General features: G+C 49.2%; 15 protein-coding genes. 2 read left to right on the plus strand and 13 right to left on the minus strand.

The window, feature by feature from the left end; genetic code table 11:
- Positions 1-134: 134 nt before the first annotated feature.
- The 4 genes from E4L36_RS08550 to E4L36_RS08565 form a co-directional block, all read right to left on the minus strand.
- Positions 135-764, minus strand: a complete 630-nt coding sequence (locus E4L36_RS08550; protein ID WP_127694457.1) for a 3'-5' exonuclease — start codon at positions 762-764, stop codon at positions 135-137.
- Complete coding sequence (locus E4L36_RS08555; protein ID WP_136680265.1) at positions 764-2,596, minus strand: DUF294 nucleotidyltransferase-like domain-containing protein; 1,833 nt, start codon at positions 2,594-2,596, stop codon at positions 764-766. The genes E4L36_RS08550 and E4L36_RS08555 overlap by 1 nt, the downstream gene beginning before the upstream one ends.
- 75 nt (positions 2,597-2,671) lie before the next feature.
- Positions 2,672-4,486 carry a sodium:solute symporter family protein gene (locus E4L36_RS08560; RefSeq protein ID WP_136680266.1) on the minus strand — a complete coding sequence of 605 codons (1,815 nt, stop codon included), beginning with the start codon at positions 4,484-4,486 and terminating at the stop codon, positions 2,672-2,674.
- Between the two features lie 29 nt (positions 4,487-4,515).
- Entirely contained in the window at positions 4,516-4,776 is a 261-nt protein-coding gene (locus E4L36_RS08565; protein WP_206052673.1) for a DUF4212 domain-containing protein, read from the minus strand.
- 282 nt (positions 4,777-5,058) lie between these two features.
- On the opposite strand from E4L36_RS08565, the gene E4L36_RS08570 reads away from it, so the two are divergent.
- Positions 5,059-8,991 (plus strand): NahK/ErcS family hybrid sensor histidine kinase/response regulator, encoded by a 3,933-nt coding sequence (locus tag E4L36_RS08570; RefSeq protein WP_136680267.1) that lies wholly within the window; start codon positions 5,059-5,061, stop codon positions 8,989-8,991.
- Between the two features lie 49 nt (positions 8,992-9,040).
- On the opposite strand, the gene E4L36_RS08575 is transcribed toward E4L36_RS08570, so the two are convergent.
- The 9 genes from E4L36_RS08575 to E4L36_RS08615 all read right to left on the minus strand — a co-directional run bounded on the left by E4L36_RS08575 (position 9,041) and on the right by E4L36_RS08615 (position 21,021).
- Positions 9,041-9,709 carry a response regulator transcription factor gene (locus E4L36_RS08575; protein ID WP_127694453.1) on the minus strand — a complete coding sequence of 223 codons (669 nt, stop codon included), beginning with the start codon at positions 9,707-9,709 and terminating at the stop codon, positions 9,041-9,043.
- Positions 9,710-9,861: 152 nt separating this feature from the next.
- The gene (gene acs, locus E4L36_RS08580; RefSeq protein WP_136680268.1) at positions 9,862-11,811 is read right to left on the minus strand and encodes an acetate--CoA ligase; all 1,950 of its coding nucleotides are present in this window, start codon (positions 11,809-11,811) and stop codon (positions 9,862-9,864) included.
- 215 nt (positions 11,812-12,026) lie between these two features.
- On the minus strand, positions 12,027-13,391 hold the full coding sequence (locus tag E4L36_RS08585) for a sigma-54 dependent transcriptional regulator (RefSeq protein ID WP_136680481.1): 1,365 nt from the start codon (positions 13,389-13,391) through the stop codon (positions 12,027-12,029).
- Entirely contained in the window at positions 13,391-14,506 is a 1,116-nt protein-coding gene (locus E4L36_RS08590; RefSeq protein ID WP_240770695.1) for an ATP-binding protein, read from the minus strand. The genes E4L36_RS08585 and E4L36_RS08590 overlap by 1 nt, the downstream gene beginning before the upstream one ends.
- Positions 14,478-15,899 (minus strand): sigma-54 dependent transcriptional regulator, encoded by a 1,422-nt coding sequence (locus E4L36_RS08595; protein ID WP_136680269.1) that lies wholly within the window; start codon positions 15,897-15,899, stop codon positions 14,478-14,480. The genes E4L36_RS08590 and E4L36_RS08595 overlap by 29 nt, the downstream gene beginning before the upstream one ends.
- Positions 15,900-16,066: 167 nt before the next feature.
- A complete protein-coding gene (gene fliS, locus E4L36_RS08600) occupies positions 16,067-16,459 on the minus strand; it encodes a flagellar export chaperone FliS (RefSeq protein WP_127694450.1) in 393 nt (130 codons plus the stop codon).
- Positions 16,460-16,489: 30 nt separating this feature from the next.
- Entirely contained in the window at positions 16,490-18,508 is a 2,019-nt protein-coding gene (fliD, locus tag E4L36_RS08605; RefSeq protein WP_136680270.1) for a flagellar filament capping protein FliD, read from the minus strand.
- A 27-nt stretch (positions 18,509-18,535) separates the two neighbouring features.
- Positions 18,536-18,904, minus strand: coding sequence for a flagellar protein FlaG (locus E4L36_RS08610; protein ID WP_127694448.1), 369 nt, complete (start codon positions 18,902-18,904; stop codon positions 18,536-18,538).
- 77 nt (positions 18,905-18,981) lie between these two features.
- Positions 18,982-21,021 carry a flagellin gene (locus E4L36_RS08615; protein ID WP_136680271.1) on the minus strand — a complete coding sequence of 680 codons (2,040 nt, stop codon included), beginning with the start codon at positions 21,019-21,021 and terminating at the stop codon, positions 18,982-18,984.
- Positions 21,022-21,239: 218 nt separating this feature from the next.
- Between E4L36_RS08615 and E4L36_RS08620 the strand changes: the two genes are divergently transcribed.
- Positions 21,240-21,545 carry a flagellar protein FliT gene (locus E4L36_RS08620; protein ID WP_127694446.1) on the plus strand — a complete coding sequence of 102 codons (306 nt, stop codon included), beginning with the start codon at positions 21,240-21,242 and terminating at the stop codon, positions 21,543-21,545.
- The last annotated feature ends 5 nt before the right edge of the window (positions 21,546-21,550 follow it).

Genomic DNA, 21,550 nt, shown 5'->3' on the forward strand with positions numbered 1-21,550 from the left:
TAAGTAACTTTGCTTTGTAAACAAGCGTCAGAAAAACCTTTATCGTCATTATTATGGCGGTAAGAGCGGCGTTTTATCTTTCGCACCTATATAGAAAGCAAAAAGCGAGCCAAAAGCTCGCCTTTCTAAACCGACTAACAAGATACCTCAGGTGGATCTCCGTACTTCAAGCGCACATACATCAACGCAACCGTAATCGCATCTCCTAATGCAGTATGACGCTCCAACATGGGGATATCTAAGTGTTTCGAGATTGTGTCGAAACGCAGATCAATATTGCCCCCAACCGAGCGCCACTTGATAATGTCATGGTAAACATGAGATAGCTCGATTGCCTTGGAAGGTAAACCGAATCCGTAGCGCGGGCGGATAAATTTATCCAGCATGCGGATATCATAGTTAACGTAATAGCCCAGAATCGGCCGATTCCCTACAAAGTCCAGCACCTGGTTCAGCGCTTCCTCTAGCTCAATACCGTCGGCTAGGTCTTGAGCTCTTATCTTATGGACTTTAATTGACTCACCCGTAAGCGTTTTAGGTGGTTTCAACTTGATATCCAAGCGCTCACTCGTAAGCACTTTATTACCTTTAACCCGTACTGCGCCGATCGAAATAATATCGGCGTTTTTTACATCCAAGCCCGTCGTTTCACAATCAAGAGAAACCACTTCATCCCCTTGATACGGCTCGAAAAGATGAGCATAAGGTCCAGTCTTATGCTCTAACTTCTCTTTCATTCTTCTTATTGTGCGAGGAATTATCATTACCTGCCCCCTAAGTGGTATTTCAACTCAAGATGCTTCTTAAAGCCTTTAACGATATGAAACGCATCCCGTAAAAGGTCACGCTCCATCTTATTCAATGATTGCAGGTCGAGGGTATTAGGCGTTAGATCAACACCCGCTTCCTGTTCATCAGCGCGTTTAATTTGCTGGCGCAAACGCAGTTGGATGAACAGGCCTAAAGCTTCGGTTAAGTCCTTCGCATGGCGCTCTTCGATAACGCCTGCTTCCGCTAATGCTTCAAGACGCTTAAAGGTGTTTGTCGCCAATATACGATGTTCCAGCGCAATTGTTCTTACACCATGGACAATCGGAAAAATGCCACCTTTCTTCACATCCAATTGGCCTTTGTCCTTTAGGTTGCCGAAGAAAGTCAGCGGTGTATCAAAGTCCAATGCAACTTTCGCGAAGTGAGAGAAAAACAGGTCGTTATTTTTTAAAGACTTAAAGAACCAGTTACGCCCCGCTTTAAAGAGTGCTGGATTACCTGCAACAGGCTTAGCATCCACAGCAATCGCAAGGTTCATTTGGTCCTGCTCTTCCCAGCTCGATGACCAATCCGAAAGTTTTTGCGTCCAATCCCCCAATGAGTTCACCCATTCAGGATTTGATACCATGATATCTCCCGGACATTTCGGATAACCAAACTCTATAAGCTGCTTACTGAAGCGCTGCATCACTTCATGCATTTCTGGCCAAGCTAAGCCATCACGATAGATAAGCGCGTTGTCCTGATCTGTCTTCATGATCTGCTCACCGCGTCCCTCAGACCCCATCACGATCAAGCACACATGAGGCTGAATATCGGGTGGCACCATCAAATCAAATAGCTTGGCCATAATACGACCGTTCATCGCTGCGAGCAGATCCATCGCAAAACGCGTTTTTACACCGTGCGACACCAGCGACTTGATCAGCTTGTTTAAACCTTGCGCCGCCTGATGCAACCCCTCAACAGACTTAGCTCGCTCAATACGCAGGCCAATGACATGTGAATGGCTGGAGAAGAAACTCAACACATCTGTCAACTCGACAATACCGACCAACTCTTGACTCTTAATAACCACGATTCGCTCGATTTTCTGCTGCGTCATCATGATCAGAGCGTTAAACAGGTAATCATCCGGATCGATCGATATCAAACGGTACGAGGCAATCTCAGCCACATCAGCATCTAGAGGCAGTGAGTTGATTACCACAGCATCCAACAGGTCTGTACCTGTCACCATTCCGTAGCGCGAACCACGCTTTACCAAGACACAGTCAACATGTTTCTCGCGCATCATCTTGGTGGTCTCTGCCACAGATGTCCCTTCAACGACAATAAGGGGCTCTCGAATAACACCTTCACAGACCCTAGCGAGCATAAACTCCGCCATATCTTGGTCTTCGCTGTGTTGTTCCATGATTTCCGCTTTCGCCGCTAAATTTTGCGTGAAGTAGTCAGCAAAAAGGGAATTTGTTGCTACAAGGTCCAGTACGGTTTTAGTCGGAATAATGTGGCAAATAGTCTCCTCTACAGCGGTAAAGTCATGGATCGCTTTACCTTTAATAGCGGACCATCCACCGAAGTAATCCTCTTCTTGGTACTGCACGAAGACATGCTCTTGGCCATCATCTTCACCATCTACCGCCTCACTTTCAGAAACGAGGCCCTTGTAAATTACATACACCCCTTCTGGCACAGAGCCGGCCGCCATCAGCACCTCTCCCTTTTGGAAGTAGCCAATATCAAGGTTTTGCCGCAGCATGCTCTGCTCCTCCTCAGTAAGAAGGCTAAACGGCAAATTGTTCATATTAAATGAAGAAGGCATACGTGAATCTCCTTATACAAACAAAAAGGGCACACCATGTTTGGTATGCCCTTTTACTATCAAGATAGATATATCTTAGTGAGCGTGAGCTTCACCCGCACCACGAGGGATACGTAGGTCTTCTACGATATCCTGAATCTCTTGTGGTGGTGGAGGCGTCATGCCCGCTACAACGATCGCTACGATGAAGTGCAAGATCATACCAACAGTACCGAAACCACCTGGAGAGATACCCAAGAAGTATTCGTCTGCTGTACCGCCACCCCATACGAAGTACCACATGTAAGCAACAGTTGAGATCAAACCAACCAGCATACCTGCGATTGCACCTTGCGTGTTCATGCGCTTGTAGAAGATACCTAGCATGATTGTCGGGAATACCGATGCACATGCGATACCGAATGCTAGCGCGACTACTTGAGCCACGAAGCCCGGCGGATTAATACCGAAGTAACCCGCGATACAGATCGCAACAACCGCAGCAAGACGAGCGTACATGAGCTCTTGCTTATCGGTGATGTTCGGATTGATTGTCTTCTTCATCAAGTCATGCGAGATGGCTGTTGAAATTACCAACAGAAGACCCGCAGCAGTCGAAAGAGCGGCTGCTACAGCACCGGCTGCAACCAGCGCCACAACCCAAGCAGGCAACTGAGCGATATCTGGGTTAGCCAGTACCATGATGTCACGGTCTACGTATACTTCGTTAGCAAACGGCTGTTTCGCAGCGTCAAATTCAGCACCCGCTTTTGCGTTGCTTGCAACACGCTGGCCAAACTCACCACGCTCTTCAGTCAGCGCAGGCTTACCACCTTTACCGTCGAATGCAGCACCAGCAGCATACTGGATTTTGCCATCGCCGTTACGGTCATTCCACGCTAGCAGACCCGCATTTTCCCAGTTCTTGAACCAGTGGTCTTCGCCTAGATCAGCGTATGCTGTACCAGCGTTGTCAGCACCATTAAGTGTTTGGATCAGGTTTACACGACCGAAACCAGCAACACCAGGCACCGCAGTGTAAAGCAGAGCGATAAAGATAAGCGCGTAACCTGCAGATGTACGTGCATCTTTAACACGCGGTACCGTGAAGAAACGTACGATTACGTGAGGCAGACCTGCTGTACCACACATCAAAGCAATCGTTAGGAAGAAGATATCAACCGTCGATTTCTTACCTGCTGTGTACTGCGCAAAACCTAAGTCAGTAGATAACTGGTCCAGCGTCGCAAGTACAGATTGGCCGCTTTCTAGTGTTGCACCCAAACCGATTTGCGGCAGGAAGTGACCTGTTACCTGAGCAGACAAGAAGAATGCAGGAACAGTGAAAGCAAGGATAAGAACACAGTACTGAGCTACCTGTGTATAAGTGATACCTTTCATACCACCCAACACCGCGTAGAAGAATACGATGGCCATACCCACAACAACACCCGTGTTGATATCAACGTGGAGGTAGCGAGAGAATACGATACCTACACCACGCATCTGTCCAGCAACATAAGTGAAGGAGATAACAATCGTACAGATAACTGCAATTGTACGAGCAGTGTTGGAGTAGTAACGGTCACCTACGAAGTCAGGCACAGTGAACTTACCGAACTTACGTAGATAAGGCGCTAGTAGCAACGCCAACAGAACGTAACCACCTGTCCAGCCCATCAAGTAAGCTGAACCATCACGACCAATGAAAGAGATCAAACCTGCTAGAGAGATAAACGAAGCGGCAGACATCCAGTCAGCGGCTGTCGCCATACCGTTTGCGATTGGTGGTACACCACCGCCTGCTACATAGAACTCTTTTGTCGAGCCCGCACGAGCCCAAACAGCGATACCTATATAAAGGAGGAAAGAGCCCCCGATAAATAGGTAAGATAACATATCAACACTCATATTAGCGCCGTCCTTAAAAGTTATTATATTTATTCGTGAACGTCATATTTTTCGTCAAGTTTGTTCATGCTGAACACATATGCCCAGATCAAACCAACGAAGACAAAGATTGAACCCTGCTGCCCAAACCAGAAGCCCAATGGAAAACCAAAGAACTGGATCTGATCAAGCTGGTCGACAAATAGAATCCCACAGCCGTAAGACACTACAAACCAGATAGCGAGGTAAGTTACGATAATGCGCAAATTTTCGCCCCAATAGGCTTTTGCGTTTTCACTACTAATTGACATGGCACTTTCCCTTAATTTTTTTTATCGGAATTGTGATTAAGTAGACAAGCTGAATCTATCAAAGACTTTCTGCAAACAAAGCCCCGACTTTAGTCGGTACAACCATCGCTTTTTTAACCCCTAATCCCACGCAGCACGCAATAGTAAAGGGCTAAAGAAGCAAGCGCTAAAGTCCTTATCGAACAACAGTTTATACAAAGGTATAAGAAACGATTCGGCTCGCTTATTGGTTGAGGTAAACTAATATTTAAGTCACTCAAATTAAAATAAAGGTTTACCCTTATGTTGTCGGGCTGGTCAGTCATCCTCATATCGCTTCTTTACGTTGGCTTATTGTTTGCCATTGCTTATTACGGCGATAAAACTAGCCGCGGCAGAAGCTACGCTAACAACCCTTTTATCTACTCTCTTTCTTTGGCTGTATATTGTTCTTCTTGGACCTTTTATGGTGCGGTAGGGCGTGCCACTAATTCCGGCTGGGAGTTTTTAGCAACCTATATCGGCCCTGTCGTTGTTTATATTTTTGCATGGCAAGTGATTGAGAAAATAATACTCATCAGCAAGCAGCAAAATATTACGAGTATTTCAGACTTTGTTTCATCCCGTTACGGGAAAAGCCAATCTCTCGCAGTACTGATTACTGTTATTGCGGTTATGGGAACGATTCCCTATATCGCTATGCAACTCAAAGCGGTTGCCATTAGTTATAATGCACTCGCTCCTGGGGCCACAGAAGCACTCAGTAAGGGAAGTGATACTGCGCTTTTTGTAGCTATTTTAATGGCGATCTTCGCTATCCTTTTTGGTACCCGACATATTGACGCCACAGAGCACCATGAAGGCTTGGTACTGGCTGTTGCGTTCGAATCGATCATAAAACTCAGCGCATTTCTCGCCGTTGGCCTATTCGTGTCAACTGAGGTTTTCGATGGCGTCAACGATGCCGTGCAGCACACCATCCAACAGCTTTACACCGAGAATAAATACCATAACTTCCTCGGGGGGAGCTTTCTCATCGAGGTCATGCTCGCCTGCATGGCTGTTATCTGTTTACCAAGACAGTTCCATGTCACTGTTGTGGAAAACACCAAACTGTCCAATTTACGCACAGCACGCTGGGTGTTTCCTTTTTATATGATCCTGATGGGCGCACTGGTATTGCCTATCGCATCAGCCGGTACGCTTTACTTTGCCGGTGTGGATATTGATGCCGACACGTTCGTTTTAATGCTGCCATTAGCCGCAGGCTCTGAAAAGCTGGCTACATTTGCGTTTATTGGCGGCTTATCTGCGGCGACCAGCATGGTTATCGTGGCCAGCCTAACGCTTTCGACGATGGTATGTAATGACATCGTGATGCCGCTGCTCTTCCGCATTCGTAGCCTGCGCCTAGCCGAAACGAATGACCTTGGCGCCTTACTATTAAAAGTTCGCCGCTTTACCATTATTACGCTGCTACTACTGGCCTACTTCTACTATCGAATTCTGGGCAATCAAGGTCCGCTAGCCTCGTTTGGCTTGCTGGCTTTTGTCGCGGCAGCTCAGTTTGTACCCGCGATTATCGGCGGCATCTTTTGGAAAAAAGGTAATCGCCAAGGCGTCCTCGTGGGCATGTGGGTCGGCTTTCTCTTGTGGATCTATACGCTGGTACTTCCCACAATGATCGATGGCGGAATCATCGATCCCTCATTCCTTAAGGTGGGCATTTTCGCAAGCGGCATCTTAAACCCGACAGCCTTGCTCGGCCTATCGGGGTTAGACCCACTGACCCATGGCGTTGTATGGAGCTTGTCGGCCAATGTGATGCTGTATGTACTTATCTCCCGATACACCAACCAGAGACTCGTTGATCGGCTGCAAGCCAGCGCATTCGTTGATGTTTATAACCAGAATTTGAACGAGCCCTCTCGCCATCAAGGCACTGTGACAGTGGGTGACCTCCAAATGCTCACAGAGCGCTTTCTCGGACTAAGCAGAACCCAACATGCTTTCACTGGCTACGCCATTCAACGCGATGAAGAGCCCCCACTTTCTGGTGACAAAGCGACTCCCGAGCTTATCTCCTTTACCGAACGCCTACTAGCTGGCGTCATTGGCGCCTCATCGGCGCGTATCGTCCTTGCATCCACCATACGAGGCAAAGAGATGCAGATAGGCGATATTGTCTCCATCGTAGATGAAGCATCGCAAGCATTGCGCTTCAATCGCTCTTTATTGCAGTCCACGATTGAGAACATTGGCCTTGGCATCAGCGTCGTCGATCAACAGATGCGACTAGTCGCTTGGAATCGCAACTATGTTGAGATGTTCAACTATCCAGACGGTTTGATATGCGTCGGCCGATCGATTGAAGAGATCTTTCGTTACAACGCGCTAAAAGGCGAATACGGCCCCGGAAATCCAGACGATCAGGTAGAGAAACGCCTGCAAAGCATTCGCTCAGCCAAGCAGCACAGTTACGAGCGCTATCGCCCAGATGGCAGTGTTCTAGAAGTGCGCGGCAACCCCATGCCCAATGGCGGCTACATCAATACCTACATGGATATCACGCAACACAAACAAGTCGAGGAAGCGTTGCGAGAGAGCGAGCAAAATATCCGCATTTACACGGACAACGTACCGGTGTTGATCGCTTACCTAGATACGGAACAACACTACTTATTCGTCAACAAAGCCTATGCAGATGCATTTAACATGAGCCGCTATCAGGTGGTCGGAATGCACGCTAAAAAAGTGCTAAGCGAGGCCGAGTTTACTAAGCGCAGCCCTTATATACAGGCGGTACTCCAAGGCAAGCGCCAAAAATTTGAGACCGATCTGCCCTCAACAGACCCCGATATTCAACGCTTTGCCGAGGTAACCTACATTCCGCATATTGGCGAGTTCGGCGAAATACTCGGCTACTTCACGCTTTATCAAGACATTACGGAGCGACGTGAGGCTGAAGTGGCACTGCAAGTCACCAATGAGACTCTGGAGCACCGAGTCAAAGAGCGCACACATGCACTATCTGTTGTGAATAAAGAGCTGCGTAAAGAAAACACCATTCGTGCACTCATGGAGGATGAGCTGCGCCAAGCGAAAAGCGATGCAGACGCCGCCAATATTGGCAAAACACGCTTTTTGGCAGCAGCAAGCCACGATTTACTCCAACCACTCAATGCTGCACGGCTGTTTACTTCTGCACTGGCTCAACAAAGCCATGACTCACCAGATACAAAACAGCTCGTTGAAAATCTCGACGGCTCTCTAAAGGCAGCAGAGGAGCTCATCACCACCATACTGGATATCTCCAAGCTCGATGCTGGGGCGCTTGAACCAGTTATCAGCCACTTTGCACTGAGCAACCTATTCTCCAACCTCAGCGCCGAGTTCACCGCGCTCGCTCAAGAGAAAGGGCTAGGGTTCCGTTACGTAGAATCTGAACAATACGTTGTCTCTGACCAAAAACTACTCCGCCGAATATTACAAAACTTCCTATCAAATGCTGTGCGCTATACCCAAGGTGGACGTATTTTGCTCGGCTGCAGACGCATAGACTCCGCCCTTCGTATCGAAGTGTGGGATACCGGCGTCGGTATTCCAGAAGATCGCCTTGCGGAAGTATTCGAGGAGTTCCGGCGCATAGACAACCCAAAACACTCACAAGTACAAGGGCTGGGGCTCGGACTGGCGATTACTGAACGGATTGCTAAGATGCTGGGGCATCGCGTCAATGTGCGCTCGTGGGTTGGTACGGGTACCGTGTTCAGCGTAGAGGTGCCGCTAGGCGATAAGACAAAAGCGGTTAGCGCTAAGCCTGAGCAGCGTGGCTGGATTCGCAGTAAAGCGCTTAATGGAACCCGGGCACTGGTGATTGATAACGAGCCCAAGATCCTCGAAGGTATGTGCGCACTGCTACAAGGTTGGGGCTGTGAAACCGCTACCGCACTATCAATCAGCGATGCTCTTGAAAATTACCGAAACGGAGCGCCACCACCAGATATTGTGCTGGCCGATTACCATCTCGGTGAAACAGATACCGGCATCATGGCATTAAAAGCGCTTTACGAGTGCTGGGAGCAAGAAGTTCCTGCGCTTGTGATTACTGCAGATAGAACAGAAGCAGTAAAAGAGGAGGTTGATACCTTTGGTGCTCAACTGCTAACCAAACCTATTAAGCCAGCGGCACTGAGAGCGATGATCAACAAGCTGATCGCAACCAGTAAGTCGTAATCAGCAGTCATAAAAAAGGGCCTTAACGGCCCTTTTTTGTTTTGTCTTTTTAGTCGAGCTCAGTGCGCGCTGGGTCAACACTGAGTTTTTGCGCAGCAATAACGGCCTGAGTTCTGCTATGAACCCCTAACTTTCTCAAGATCGCTGTCACGTGTGCTTTGATCGTCGCTTCAGAAACGTTGAGTTCATATGCGATCTGCTTGTTGAGCAAACCTTCTGTTAGCATCGTCAAGACGCGGAATTGCTGAGGCGTTAACGATGCAAGAGCGGCAGCGAACTTACGCTCCTCCTCTGTGACATCATCTTCGGTGCTCTCAGTGATTTCACGTGGAAGCCACTCTTCGCCCTCAAGTACTGCAACAATCGCTTCAGAGATCACTTCAAGTGGTGCCGATTTCGGTATAAAGCCAGATGCACCGTAATCCATTGCGCGTTGCATCACGCTGACCTCTTCGCTGCCCGAAACAACGATAACCGGCATACCGGGGTTTTGTCCCCGCAGGAATACCAGTCCAGTAAAGCCATTCGTGCCCGGCATATGCAGATCTAACAACACAAGATCAGCATCACTGTGTTCAACAACCGCCTCTTGTACTGCCGCCAGCGAGTCGGCTTCCACTATTTCAACGCCTTCAATGGCTTGACCAACAGCTTGGCGTAACGCTGCTCGGAACAAAGGATGGTCGTCAGCGATTATGATCTTATTTGCTAGTTGCATGCTGTATCCCCCAGGTGAACCCACACCCAAAACTCTATGGTTCTTTTTTGAATGCTTCGATAATACCATCTCTTTAAACGCAAAACTCCCCCTAAGCTTGCGCTATAGGGGGAGTTTTCGACGAATTGACTGTAGCTAAACGATTATATTAGCTATTTTCGATTCATGCGATTCTCGATCAGGTCGTCAACCACCGTTGGATCAGCCAACGTAGATGTATCACCCAACGCACCAAAATCATCTTCGGCAATCTTACGCAGGATACGGCGCATGATCTTACCGGAGCGTGTTTTCGGCATACCTGGCGCAAACTGGATAAGGTCTGGTGACGCGATAGGACCGATCTCACCACGCACATGGTTGCGTAGTTCCTTCATCAGCTCATCCGACTGCTCGAAGCCAGCTTGTAGCGTTACGTATACATAGATACCTTGGCCCTTCACATCATGCGGGTAGCCCACTACTGCCGCTTCGGCAACCGCCGGGTGAGCAACCAATGCTGACTCAACCTCGGCTGTACCCATACGGTGGCCAGAAACGTTGATAACATCATCAACACGCCCTGTGATCCAATAGTAGCCATCCTCATCGCGACGTGCACCGTCACCCGTGGTGTAAACGCCTTTAAATGTTGAGAAGTACGTTTGAATGAAGCGCTCGTGGTCCCCCCAAATAGAGCGCGCTTGCGATGGCCAAGAGTCTGTAATAACTAAGTTACCATCAGTAGCACCCTCAAGCGCTTTGCCTTCATTGTCGAACAGCGCTGGCTGTACGCCAAAGAATGGACGCGTAGCAGAACCCGGTTTCGCAGCCGTTGCACCTGGTAACGGAACGATCATCACCCCCCCCGTTTCGGTTTGCCACCATGTGTCAACGATTGGGCATTTCTCGTCACCGATAATACGGTGGTACCACTCCCACGCTTCTGGGTTAATTGGCTCGCCCACAGAACCCAAAATACGCAACGAAGACAGATCTGCATCACCCAGAACATCTTCACCTTGCTGCATCAGCGCACGAATAGCCGTTGGCGCTGTATAGAATTGATTGACCTTATGTTTTTCGATAACACGGCCAAAACGGCTGTTGTCAGGATAGCTTGGAACACCTTCAAACATCAGAGTTGTTGCGCCGTTAGCCAACGGGCCGTAAACGATGTAACTGTGACCGGTGACCCAACCCACATCCGCTGTACACCAGTAGATATCACCCTCTTTGTAGTCAAAAACATACTCATGCGTCATGGATGCGTAAACCATGTAACCGCCAGTCGTGTGTTTTAGACCTTTTGGTGCGCCAGTAGAACCTGACGTGTACAGAATAAATAGCGGCGCTTCTGCGTCTAACTCAGTTGCAGGACAGTCTGCAGATGCATCCGCAACGAGATCTTCGTACCACTTATCACGTGCACCATCCCATGCCACATCTTGATCAACGCGCTTAACGACGATAACACTTTGACAACAAGCCGCAGCACCTGCATGTTCCAGCGCTTTGTCTACGTTTTCTTTAAGTGGCACAACTTTACCGCCACGTAGCGAGTAGTTGGACGTAACAACAACTTTAGAGTTAGCGCCTTCCACGCGTGCTGCTAACGCCTCTGGAGAGAAACCACCGAATACCACTGAATGCACGGCGCCGATACGCGCACACGCGAGCATTGCAATAGCTGCTTCTGGAATCATCGGCATGTAGAGCGTGACAACATCACCTTGTTCAACACCTTGACCTTTCAAGGCGTTTGCGAACTTACAAACACGCTCATGCAACTGACGATATGTGATGTTCTCCGACTCGCTTGGGTCGTCGCCTTCCCAGATAATCGCTACTTGATCTCCGCGGGTCTCAAGGTGGCGATCCAAACAGTTGTATGCAGCGTTTAGCGTCCCATCTTCGAACCAACGGATATCAACGTTGTGTGGATCGAAGGTTGTGTTCTTTACTTTCGTGTAGGGTTTGAACCAATCGATTCGCTTTCCGTGCTCTCCCCAAAATGCATCAGGATCATTGACCGACTGCTCATACATGACTTCATACTTCGCGCTGTCGATGTGCGCGCCTGCTGCGATCTCTGGATAGACTGGATATACCTTTTCACTCATGGTGATGCCCTTAGCTTGCTTGTTTTAATTATTTGCCCGTTTTACCCACTAGCGCATTGTTATTATTTTTTCGCTGCAGATTAGTAAGGAATGATCAGCCTTTGTTATACCCAACGGGCTGCTTTGCTCTGAATTAGACATTGGTCTATCGGGCTTTAGACCCACTACTAAAAGACCATTAAATCTATGTTTTACAAACCGTTTTTCGTCACATTCTACCTTTTGAGTAGGGCATCCAGATCCAAGCCAGCTTCACGAATTTTTGCAAGTTTATAACGCAAGGTTCGCGGACTAATAGCGAGCTTTTCAGCCGCCTCTTTTCGGCTACCACCCGTCTCTTTTAGCGCATCAATAATCAACTGAAACTCATGCTCACGTAGATCGTTTTCAAGCGCCCCAGCCGCTTTTTCATCAACATCAGCGGGCGTTACGGCAGGCTCCATACGCAGCGTCATATTGCCCTCTTCGATAAAGAGGTCCTCAGCATAGATCTCAGGGCCCGTCTGTAGAATAAGGGCGCGCTGCAACACATTGTCCAGCTCCCGCACGTTACCTGGCCATGTATGGTCGGTTAATTTAGTTTTTGCTGTATCGGAAAGCGCCACGACGGGGCGCTGCATTTTCGAACAGAGGCGCTGTAATATCGCTTCGCTTAGCGGCACAATATCCGCAGGCCGCTCACGCAGTGGCGACCAGTGCAATGGGAAAACATTCAAGCGGTAATAGAGATCCTCGCGAAATGCGCCTTCACTCACATACTGGCGCAGCTCACGGTTCGTTGTGGCAAGCACACGCACATCCAGCTTAATCGGCGCTTTGCCTCCAACACGCTCCACCTCCTGCTCTTGCAGCACGCGCAGAAGCTTCGCTTGCAGCCCTAAATCCATCTCCGTGACTTCGTCCAGCAGTAAGGTACCGCCATTCGCCTGCTCGAACTTGCCGGGTTGGCTTGCAATAGCACCGGTAAATGCACCCTTCTCGTGCCCAAACAGCATCGCTTCAAGCATGTTCTCAGGGATCGCAGCACAGTTGATCGCAATGAAAGGCTGTTCAGCTCGGCTGGAGTGATTGTGTATATAGCGCGCTAATACCTCTTTACCGGTCCCAGATTCACCAGCAATCAGCACCGTCGAATCTGTCGCGGCGACGCGCCTTGCTAGCTCAAGTAATTGGATACTCTGCTCATCGCTGGCAACCGGAGCTTGCTGTTCTGCTACCTCGCCCCGCGCAAAGCGCTCGACCGCTGCAATCAAGACATCCGGCTCAAAAGGCTTCATCAGATAATCGGCCGCACCACTGCGAATGGCATCAACCGCCTTACTCACTTGCCCAAACGCCGTCATCAACAAAACAGGCAGCAACGGGTACTTTTGCCGAATAACCCCTAGCAAGGCATGACCATCCATACCAGGCATGTTGACGTCGGTAATGACGATATCAAAGCTGGCGCGCGCCAGTGCTTCACATGCGGCTTCACCATGCTCAGCCTCACTGACCGACATACCAGACAGCTCTAAGGTATCCACCAGCGCTTCACGTAGTTCGCTATCGTCTTCAACCACGAGGACACGGATAGACATCATTCATTTTCCTTTTCTAAATCGCTAATAAGTGGCAAACACACCGTTGCAATTGTGCCTTCCCCTGCCACCGAAGAGAGCTCGAAACGGCCGTTATGGGCTTGAGCAACGACATTGGCAACGGCTAAGCCAAGCCCCGTGCCGTGGGACTTGGTCGTGACAAAAGGTTCTGTGGCTTTCTGGCATTGCTCAGGCGTCATACCTGGGCCATGATCGACCACACGCAAGCACACCATCTCTTGACAGACTTCCGCCAAAATCACCAGCTCTGCACCTTTGCCGCACGCCTGTAGCGCGTTGTTGATCAAGTTAAGTAGTGCGCCGAGCAACATCTCCAGATTGCACTGCAACCAAGCACTTTCAGTTCGATCATCGAACTCACAGTCGGCATCAAACTCGGCAAGTGGCACATCCAACATCTCATCAATAGAGCGCAATAGCTGAGCAACACTAATACGGTCCTCTAACTGCATCTCGCCGCGCGCAAAGACCAGCATGTCTCGCACTTGCTGCTCAAGGTGCGCAAGGCGTGAGGATACTTTAGCGGCAAACTTCTTACGCTGTGCATCTGTAATCGCGTCGCGCTCTAGGTGGCTTGCATAGAGTGTTGCAGCCGCCAGTGGCGTGCGAATTTGGTGGGCCAACGATGCCATCATGCGCCCCATCTCCGATAATCGCTGATACTGCGACAGACGGCCTTGCAATAAGCGTGTCTCAGTTTGATCGGTCAGCAGTACTAGCTGCCCAGCTTCATCCTGCATGGCAGATGTCAGCAAGCTCACTCGCCGACCATCACGCAGCGAGATCTCGTGCCCATCATCATTCTTGGGCGCGAATGAGCGATTGATGACCTGCATCCATAGCTCGCCAATCAAGGGCTTACCCAGTAGCGCTTCAGCAGCAGGGTTCGCGAGCGCCACTCGCCCTTGATTACCAATAACGATGACACCCGCAGGCATCACCTTCAGCACTTGGGCCATTCGCCTAGCAAACATACTCTCGAGTGCGCTCTGCTCGGCAAGCTGATCTCGCAGCTCTGTCAGCTCAACATCTTTATCAGCTAGGGCTTGTTTGAGCGCCTCAACTTCACTCATCATCGCCTCGCTGGATACCATATTTTTTCATCTTCTCAACTAATGTTGTGCGCCGTACGCCGAGTAGCTTGGCCGCTCGGGCAACAACCTGATTAGTGCGCTGTAAAGCGACCCGAATATAGTCTTGCTCGATACTCTCAAGCTGCGCTTTCAGGTCAATCCCATCTTCCGGCAACATCAAATCGTTTCGACTTAGATAGGGTTGCTCAGTCGTTGGAGGCTCCGCAACGACGCTGGAGCTCATCGGAAAGTCACCAAGGTCTAAACCAGCACGATACTTATCCGGAAGGTCTAAAAGGTTTACCTCCTCATCAGGGTGCATAATCGCCAAACGTTCAACAAGGTTGGCAAGCTCACGCACATTTCCCGGCCAATCATATTGATCCAGTGCCATACGCGCTGGCCCCGAGAGTATCAGCTGCCCTAGACCCACTTGCTGAGCCTGATTCGCGAGGTAGTCTGTCAGCCGTGCGACGTCACCCTCCCGCTCGCGCAGCGGTGGCGTCTCTATGGGATAAACATTGAGACGATAGAAAAGGTCCTCGCGGAACTTACCCTCTGCAATCATCTGCTCTAAATTTTTATGGGTTGCCGCGATCACACGAACATCCACATGCACCGTTTTGGAACCACCCACACGTTCAAAGCAGCGCTCCTGAAGCACACGTAACAGCTTAACCTGCATCGCCATCGGCATATCACCGATCTCATCTAAAAATAGCGTGCCGTTGTTGGCCATCTCAAAACGCCCAGCACGAGCCGAGACGGCGCCAGTGAAAGCGCCCTTTTCATGGCCAAATAACTCGCTCTCGAGAAGTTCAGGAGGAATGGCACCGCAATTAACGGGTACAAAGGGTTCACCGTTACGTGGCGATAGTTCATGTAAGCTACGCGCAACCAGTTCTTTTCCCGTACCCGACTCACCGGTGATCAGCACACTCGCGTCCCGCTCGACAACACGCCCCATAACGAGCTTAAGATGCTTCATGGCAGCGCTCTCGCCCACTAGAAGCGGGAAGCTAGGTTCCTCCAAGGCACGGTGGCTAGCACCAAAGCGCTCCGCTTGCGAAAGTAGCTCTGCTAGCACACGCTCTGAAAGCGGCTCTTCGAGCACGCTGAGAATTTGCGCGTTTGCCGCAGCCGAGAGCAACTCAGCCTCGTCCCAGCCATCTAACAGGCATAAAGGCACTGCTGGCATCTGATCACGAAACCGTGACACCAATTTATCGAGGGATACCGGTAGGGCACTTTTACCAATAAAGGCTAAAGTGCAGGGGTTCGGCTGAGAAGTTTGAAACCAGTCAACGAAACTGGAGACCTCGTGAGAGACGCCCAAAAAGCTAAATACAGCGGCCAAGTTTTGCCGCCTTTGCTCCTCGTCATCTACGAGTAAAACATGTGAATTAGCTGCCATTTCCGTACTCTATCGCACGTCATTTTTTTGACATACTAGCAAAGAAACGTGATTTAACAAGCAGACTTGGAACTTTTATGCCAAAAAAATGGCACATCATTAATACTTATCAACAGCCAACAAAAAACCCGAGGCGCTGCTCGGGTTCTTGATAGTGGGTTTAAGACTTAGGACTCAGGGACTTCCATCTGTACCCAGCCGGATTTTACCTGCAAAATAAGATCCATCGCTTCTTGAACCTTCTCAGCATCATTATCACGGTTAGCCTGCAACAACGCGCGAACAACATAGTCGTAAAGCAGATCTAAGTTGGCTGCAATGTCCTCACCCTTTTCATGATCCAGGAAGTCTTTCAAGCCAAGAACAATATCATTTGCTTTATTTAGATGTGTGGTGCGCTCATTAATATCATCACGTTCTATCGCTCCCTTGGCCTTCGCCATCGCCGTTAATGCACCGTCAAATAACATGGTAATCAGCTCATGAGGGGAAGCTGTTTCGACTGACGCCCGCACATCAACGTTCTGATATTGTTTTAGGGCACTTAAATTAACAGACATGTTTTACTCCAAGTAGCGTTGCTCTCAAGATTATGAGGACTTCGCCGTAAAAGGTAATCGATCAGTTAGGCCGTTTAACGAGTCTGATGTTGTGTTTAGACTCGCAACAACCCGTTCCATCGCTAGGTATTGTTGAGTTAGACGAGTTTGGTAGATCGTCATACGTCGATCAAGGTTCTCTTGATCGGTTGCTAGTCCTTTAATTTGTCGGTTGATGTTCTCCTCGCGGCTATTGATGGCTCCGTTATCACCCAAGAAGCCGTCGATCAGCCGATTGAGCTCACTGGATAGTCCGCGCGAGAATGTAAATGAGAAATCCCCCGTCATCCCCTCTTTCACGGCAAAGTTAAGCCCGTAAGGGTCGCTATCAATCTTTGCCAATAAGATTTCACCGGCACCGAATGCCGGCTCACCATTAATTGTGCCTTGCACATCGTTACCAATGACCGAACTTGAAGTCTCGCTGAGGCCGGTATTAGTGGCAAACTCAGCACCCGCTGTTTCAAAGACAACTTTTGATGAACTGCCATAAGTACGAGAGACTAGCTGTATCTGGCCGCCATCAACGACGACATCAACAAAGTTACCCGCATCTTTGAGCGCCTTATCATTGTTAATCAACGACTGTAGCTCAACCCGTAACTCTTCTGCCGTATTGAACGTACCAGACAACTCAAGCACGCCGCTCGTCGTGCCATCTACCGCGATAGAGAAAGTATTATCCCCAGCGCCTGTCGTAAACGCAGCAAAGGGAATATCACTCCTGACGGTGCCTTTCGTTGGCGGCGCGGTCACTGTGCCAGTATAGCTGCCGGGTACAGTGTTCCCAGCGTAATTACCGATGGTGACATCCACCTGATTGGTAGACGAGGAGGTTTGCGGTGCAAAAATATTCTGTAGGACAGCAAAGTTATCGCTCACTGCATTCGAGAAATCATCGGTCAGCTCCAGTGTTCCATCCAACTGGGTACGAATACCGATACTCGACAAAGAGTTTGAACCATCTACCCCAGCCACAGCACCCGTCATCATCGAACGCAACTGTGCTATGACGGCCTTTGCCGCACCATCTGTGGATAAATTCCCTGCTGTTGTCTCGTTGGTCTCTTCGTCTGTTGTCAGCCCCGTTAGGTTTTTCGCTGTCTCGTAAAGCGAGTTATACGCCGTCACGAAATCACGAATCGCTTGTTCAGCGGTCCCCTTGTCTTGGCTGATCGAGAATGTGAACGTCTCACCAGGTTCAGCTTTGTTCAATGTAAAACTTAACCCAGGAATGACATCATCAATCTCATTACTCTCCCGGAAAACGGTTAAGCCATTGATTGTAATCTCAGCATCCCGAGCTTGCTGTGTTTGGGTTACATTCGCGTGATTCGAAGCATTGTAAGAGAAGATATCGAGCTGGCTATTGTCGTTCGTGACTTCTAGCGCATTCGCCTTACCAGACGGGCCCGATAGAAGCAGCTGATGTTCGCCATCAACTAACAATACAGACGCTTGCACATTAGAATCGGCAGCGTTAATTTTATCCGCCAAATCTTGCAGCGAGTCCTCTGCGACAACTTCTATTGTTAGAGATTTCTGCGCTTCATTTTCGGTGAAGGACTGCGGGTTATTGCTGCCATCATAGGCCCATTCACCCAGCTTTATTGTTAGGTTGCCCGCCACATTCATTGCAGCATTGGCATCTGCAAACGAAGCATTCACAGCCAAAGACTGCGATTGTGCTGTTGATTCAACACCGAGTTGGTAAGTACCAACCTGAGCGTTAGCGTCTAACGAGTTAGGCGTCACCGTGCCGGTTTCAGGGAAGGCCACGGAACGCGCATTGAACGTATCGTTATTACTGAGTGGCGCTAGTGCGTTTTGAAACTCGGACAAGCTACTTTTCAGTAAGCCATATGCCGAAATTTGTGATTGCAGCTTCTCTTTTTGGGAGTCGATACGATTTTGTTGCGGCGCCTTCTCAACTTCAACTAGCTGACTGACCAGTTTTTTAGTGTCGATACCCGAGCCACCGCCCAGTGCCGAAATAATATTAGTATCCATAAGCCCTCCCTAAGAAGCTAAAACGTACTAGGCTTTGTCGTTAAAGATTAGCCCAAGCATCCCTTCAATGTGCTTCGCAAGCTTCAGCGTTTCCTCAGAAGGGAACTGGCGGATGACCTCTTCCGTTTGGGTATCCATCACCTTAACAATAAGGTTATCAGTATCCTTATCCACAGAGAAATTCAAGTTACGCTGCTGCCCTTGCATGAAATCATTCAGCTTATCGACCACATCTTGAACCTCTTCAGCTGTTAGCTTTTGAGCTTCCTGGGCCTCTGCCGCTTGCGATTGCTTTTCTGCTATCGCGGCTTGCTGGTTCTGATTAACCTGCTGGGTATTGGCCGGTTGGGTAGTAGTCGACACCATACTTGTGGCGTTCATTGATTCGACTGACATTGTTTACCTCCTTAACCAAAAATCCCCCACCGAAGGTGGTGAGGGATTTACAACTGGCTGTTTAATCCAGAGAAATATTACTGAAGTAGTGACAGTACCTGCTGAGGCGCCGCATTTGCTTGCGCCAACATCGAAGTACCTGCCTGTTGTAGAACCTGCGCACGACTTAGGTTAGCAGATTCTGCTGCGAAGTCTGCATCTTCGATACGTGAACGTGCAGCTGATACGTTTTCAGCAACGTTAGACAAGTTACTGATTGTGAAGTCCAGACGGTTGTTAACCGCACCCAGATCACCACGTGTTTCGTTAATAGTTTCTAGTGCGTTATCGATGATGCCGATCGCTTTTTGCGCACCCGCAGCTGTCGAGATATCGATGCTATTTACTGCTGCGCCGAACTTGCCTCCCGATGTTGTGTTTGCATCCAGAAGACCTGTTGCATTCGCACCATCAGTTGTGACATCAACACTAATAGGGGCGCCGCTGTCTGATGTCAGCTTCACACCACCGTCTGTGTCTTGGACATCAGTACCCGCTGCAAGACCTGCACCGAGGACACCGGCCAGTTCAGCACCGTTATCGCTAGCACCTGATGCGTCACCGAACGTGATAGAAGCGACATCACCTTCTAGGCGTAATAGATCACCTTCAAGAACAGCTGTCACACCTGTCTCATCCGACTTCGCGTTAATTTGTGTCACTGTAGTCGAGATCTTGGCATCAGCACCCGCAGCGATAGTCACACCGTTAAGAGTGAATGCCGCAGCAGTACCCGCACCAGTGGAGTTTGTCGCTGTGTCAATCTCTACCGATGTGAAAGCGTTTGCAGTAACACCTGTCTGGTCACTGACCTTGTTGATTGCGGCGATATTGTCAGAAAGTTTCGCACTCTCAGCGGCGCCAACGTCAACACCGTTGATGCTCAGATCACCCACTGCTAGAGCTGTCGAACCATCCCAAGCACCACCTTCAATCACACCACCCACGTTGTTCTCGCGGAAACCTAGCGACTTAAGGTCAGCCGTTGTACCAGTACTACCACGCTCGATAATAATGTCGCTGCCATCTTCTGATGCAAGTGAGATAGATGCAGTGTTAACCACACCATCAGCGCCTGCACCCAAGCCTAATACGTCATCACCAGTATTTGCAGCAGCACCCGCACCTGTCAGCTCTAGACTAGTTACATTTTCTGCGCTAACAACGAGCTTACCGCCATCATCTAGCGATGCAGAGATCAAGCCACCACCCTCAGTGTTCAGCTTATCTACGACCTCTTCCATGCTCTCTGTACCAGTGATACTGAAAGATAGTGTTTCGCCATCTAGCTTAACCACGTCAACAGTTAAGCTATCAGTACCTTCAACTAGGACACCTGTACCCGCTTTATCTGCTTCAACTTCGCTGTATGTAGAAGCAGTAACACCACGTACGTTCGTGTTGATCTTCTCAACCAGCTCACCCAGTGAATCTGTACCGCCAGTCCAAGTCTCACCAATCGCCAGTACAGACTGACCATTGATCGTTACAGAGTTGTTTGTCAGCGCAGTTGTATCAGCCGCTAGAGTGTTCTCGGCACCTAATACGTCACCACTAGTAGAACCTAGACCCAGTGTTTTAGAGTCCATCGCCTGAATTTCCAAACCGATAGTTTGGTTCGCTTCAGAACCTACTTGCAGATCAACCTTACCCAACGAACCATCAAGGATGTTCTGGCCGTTAAACGCTGTTGTTTCAGAGATACGGTCCAGCTCAGCAACCAGCTGCTTAACCTCTGCGTTCAACGTAGAACGGTTACCGCTGTCGTAAGTACCGTTGGCAGACTGAATAGACAGTTCACGCATACGTTGCAGAATGTTAGTCGACTCGTCCAGCGCACCTTCAGCTGTTTGAATCAAAGAGATACCGTCGTTCGCGTTACGCATCGCTTGGTTAAGACCATTAACCTGAGATGTCATACGGTTGGCGATCGAAAGGCCCGCAGCATCGTCTGCAGCAGAGTTGATTCGCTTACCACTGGAAAGACGTTCCATCGCAGTGTTCAGCTCGTTAGAAGACGCCTGCAAGTTACGCTGTGCGTTAAGCGACATGATGTTTGAATTGATTACCATTGCCATGAGATTCTCTCCTCATATCAACCAGGTGCGACTGGCTGTTTTATGTTCACTTCCGGTTTTGTCTCTAATTGCTACCGGTTATGATTTGTTTATCGACCAAATTTTCAGATGCTTTAATTTTATTTTTCTCTGGCAGATTACTGCCTCGGTACTTAAAGTTATCGACTATTGCAATAGTTCCTTTAGCAAATATCTGACTTTTACGAGAGGTGGTCCAAGTGCATGATTTAGTTAAAGAAGCGCTGGCTCTAAGCCAAAAGATTCGCGCAGCTGTAGAAGAAAAAACATGGGATGAGGTAGAAGAGATGCTTGCTCAACGAGAGGCTATCTTAGCTCAAGCCGCCACAGCAACACCTCCCTCTTCAGAACAGGAAAGCTTGGCCGTTGATAAAGCGTTGAATGACATTCGCCAACTAGACAGCGAGAACGTAGAGTTCATCCGTGCGCGCCAAGAGGAGTTGCGCAAAGAGCAACAAGCAGCGAATAAGGGAAAGCAGATGGCCAAAGCTTACCAGCAACTTTAACGCTG

Source organism: Neptunomonas sp. XY-337 (genome assembly GCF_004959845.1).
Lineage (GTDB): Bacteria > Pseudomonadota > Gammaproteobacteria > Pseudomonadales > Balneatricaceae > Neptunomonas > Neptunomonas marina.

Excerpts from the sequence above, each read along its gene's own strand:
- E4L36_RS08550 (WP_127694457.1), bottom strand. The coding sequence starts at position 764 with ATGATAATTCCTCGCACAATAAGAAGAATGAAAGAGAAGTTAGAGCAT.
- E4L36_RS08555 (WP_136680265.1), bottom strand. The coding sequence starts at position 2,596 with ATGCCTTCTTCATTTAATATGAACAATTTGCCGTTTAGCCTTCTTACT.
- E4L36_RS08560 (WP_136680266.1), bottom strand. The coding sequence starts at position 4,486 with ATGAGTGTTGATATGTTATCTTACCTATTTATCGGGGGCTCTTTCCTC.
- E4L36_RS08565 (WP_206052673.1), bottom strand. The coding sequence starts at position 4,776 with ATGTCAATTAGTAGTGAAAACGCAAAAGCCTATTGGGGCGAAAATTTG.
- E4L36_RS08570 (WP_136680267.1), top strand. The coding sequence starts at position 5,059 with ATGTTGTCGGGCTGGTCAGTCATCCTCATATCGCTTCTTTACGTTGGC.
- E4L36_RS08575 (WP_127694453.1), bottom strand. The coding sequence starts at position 9,709 with ATGCAACTAGCAAATAAGATCATAATCGCTGACGACCATCCTTTGTTC.
- acs (WP_136680268.1), bottom strand. The coding sequence starts at position 11,811 with ATGAGTGAAAAGGTATATCCAGTCTATCCAGAGATCGCAGCAGGCGCG.
- E4L36_RS08585 (WP_136680481.1), bottom strand. The coding sequence starts at position 13,391 with ATGTCTATCCGTGTCCTCGTGGTTGAAGACGATAGCGAACTACGTGAA.
- E4L36_RS08590 (WP_240770695.1), bottom strand. The coding sequence starts at position 14,506 with ATGGTATCCAGCGAGGCGATGATGAGTGAAGTTGAGGCGCTCAAACAA.
- E4L36_RS08595 (WP_136680269.1), bottom strand. The coding sequence starts at position 15,899 with ATGGCAGCTAATTCACATGTTTTACTCGTAGATGACGAGGAGCAAAGG.
- fliS (WP_127694450.1), bottom strand. The coding sequence starts at position 16,459 with ATGTCTGTTAATTTAAGTGCCCTAAAACAATATCAGAACGTTGATGTG.
- fliD (WP_136680270.1), bottom strand. The coding sequence starts at position 18,508 with ATGGATACTAATATTATTTCGGCACTGGGCGGTGGCTCGGGTATCGAC.
- E4L36_RS08610 (WP_127694448.1), bottom strand. The coding sequence starts at position 18,904 with ATGTCAGTCGAATCAATGAACGCCACAAGTATGGTGTCGACTACTACC.
- E4L36_RS08615 (WP_136680271.1), bottom strand. The coding sequence starts at position 21,021 with ATGGCAATGGTAATCAATTCAAACATCATGTCGCTTAACGCACAGCGT.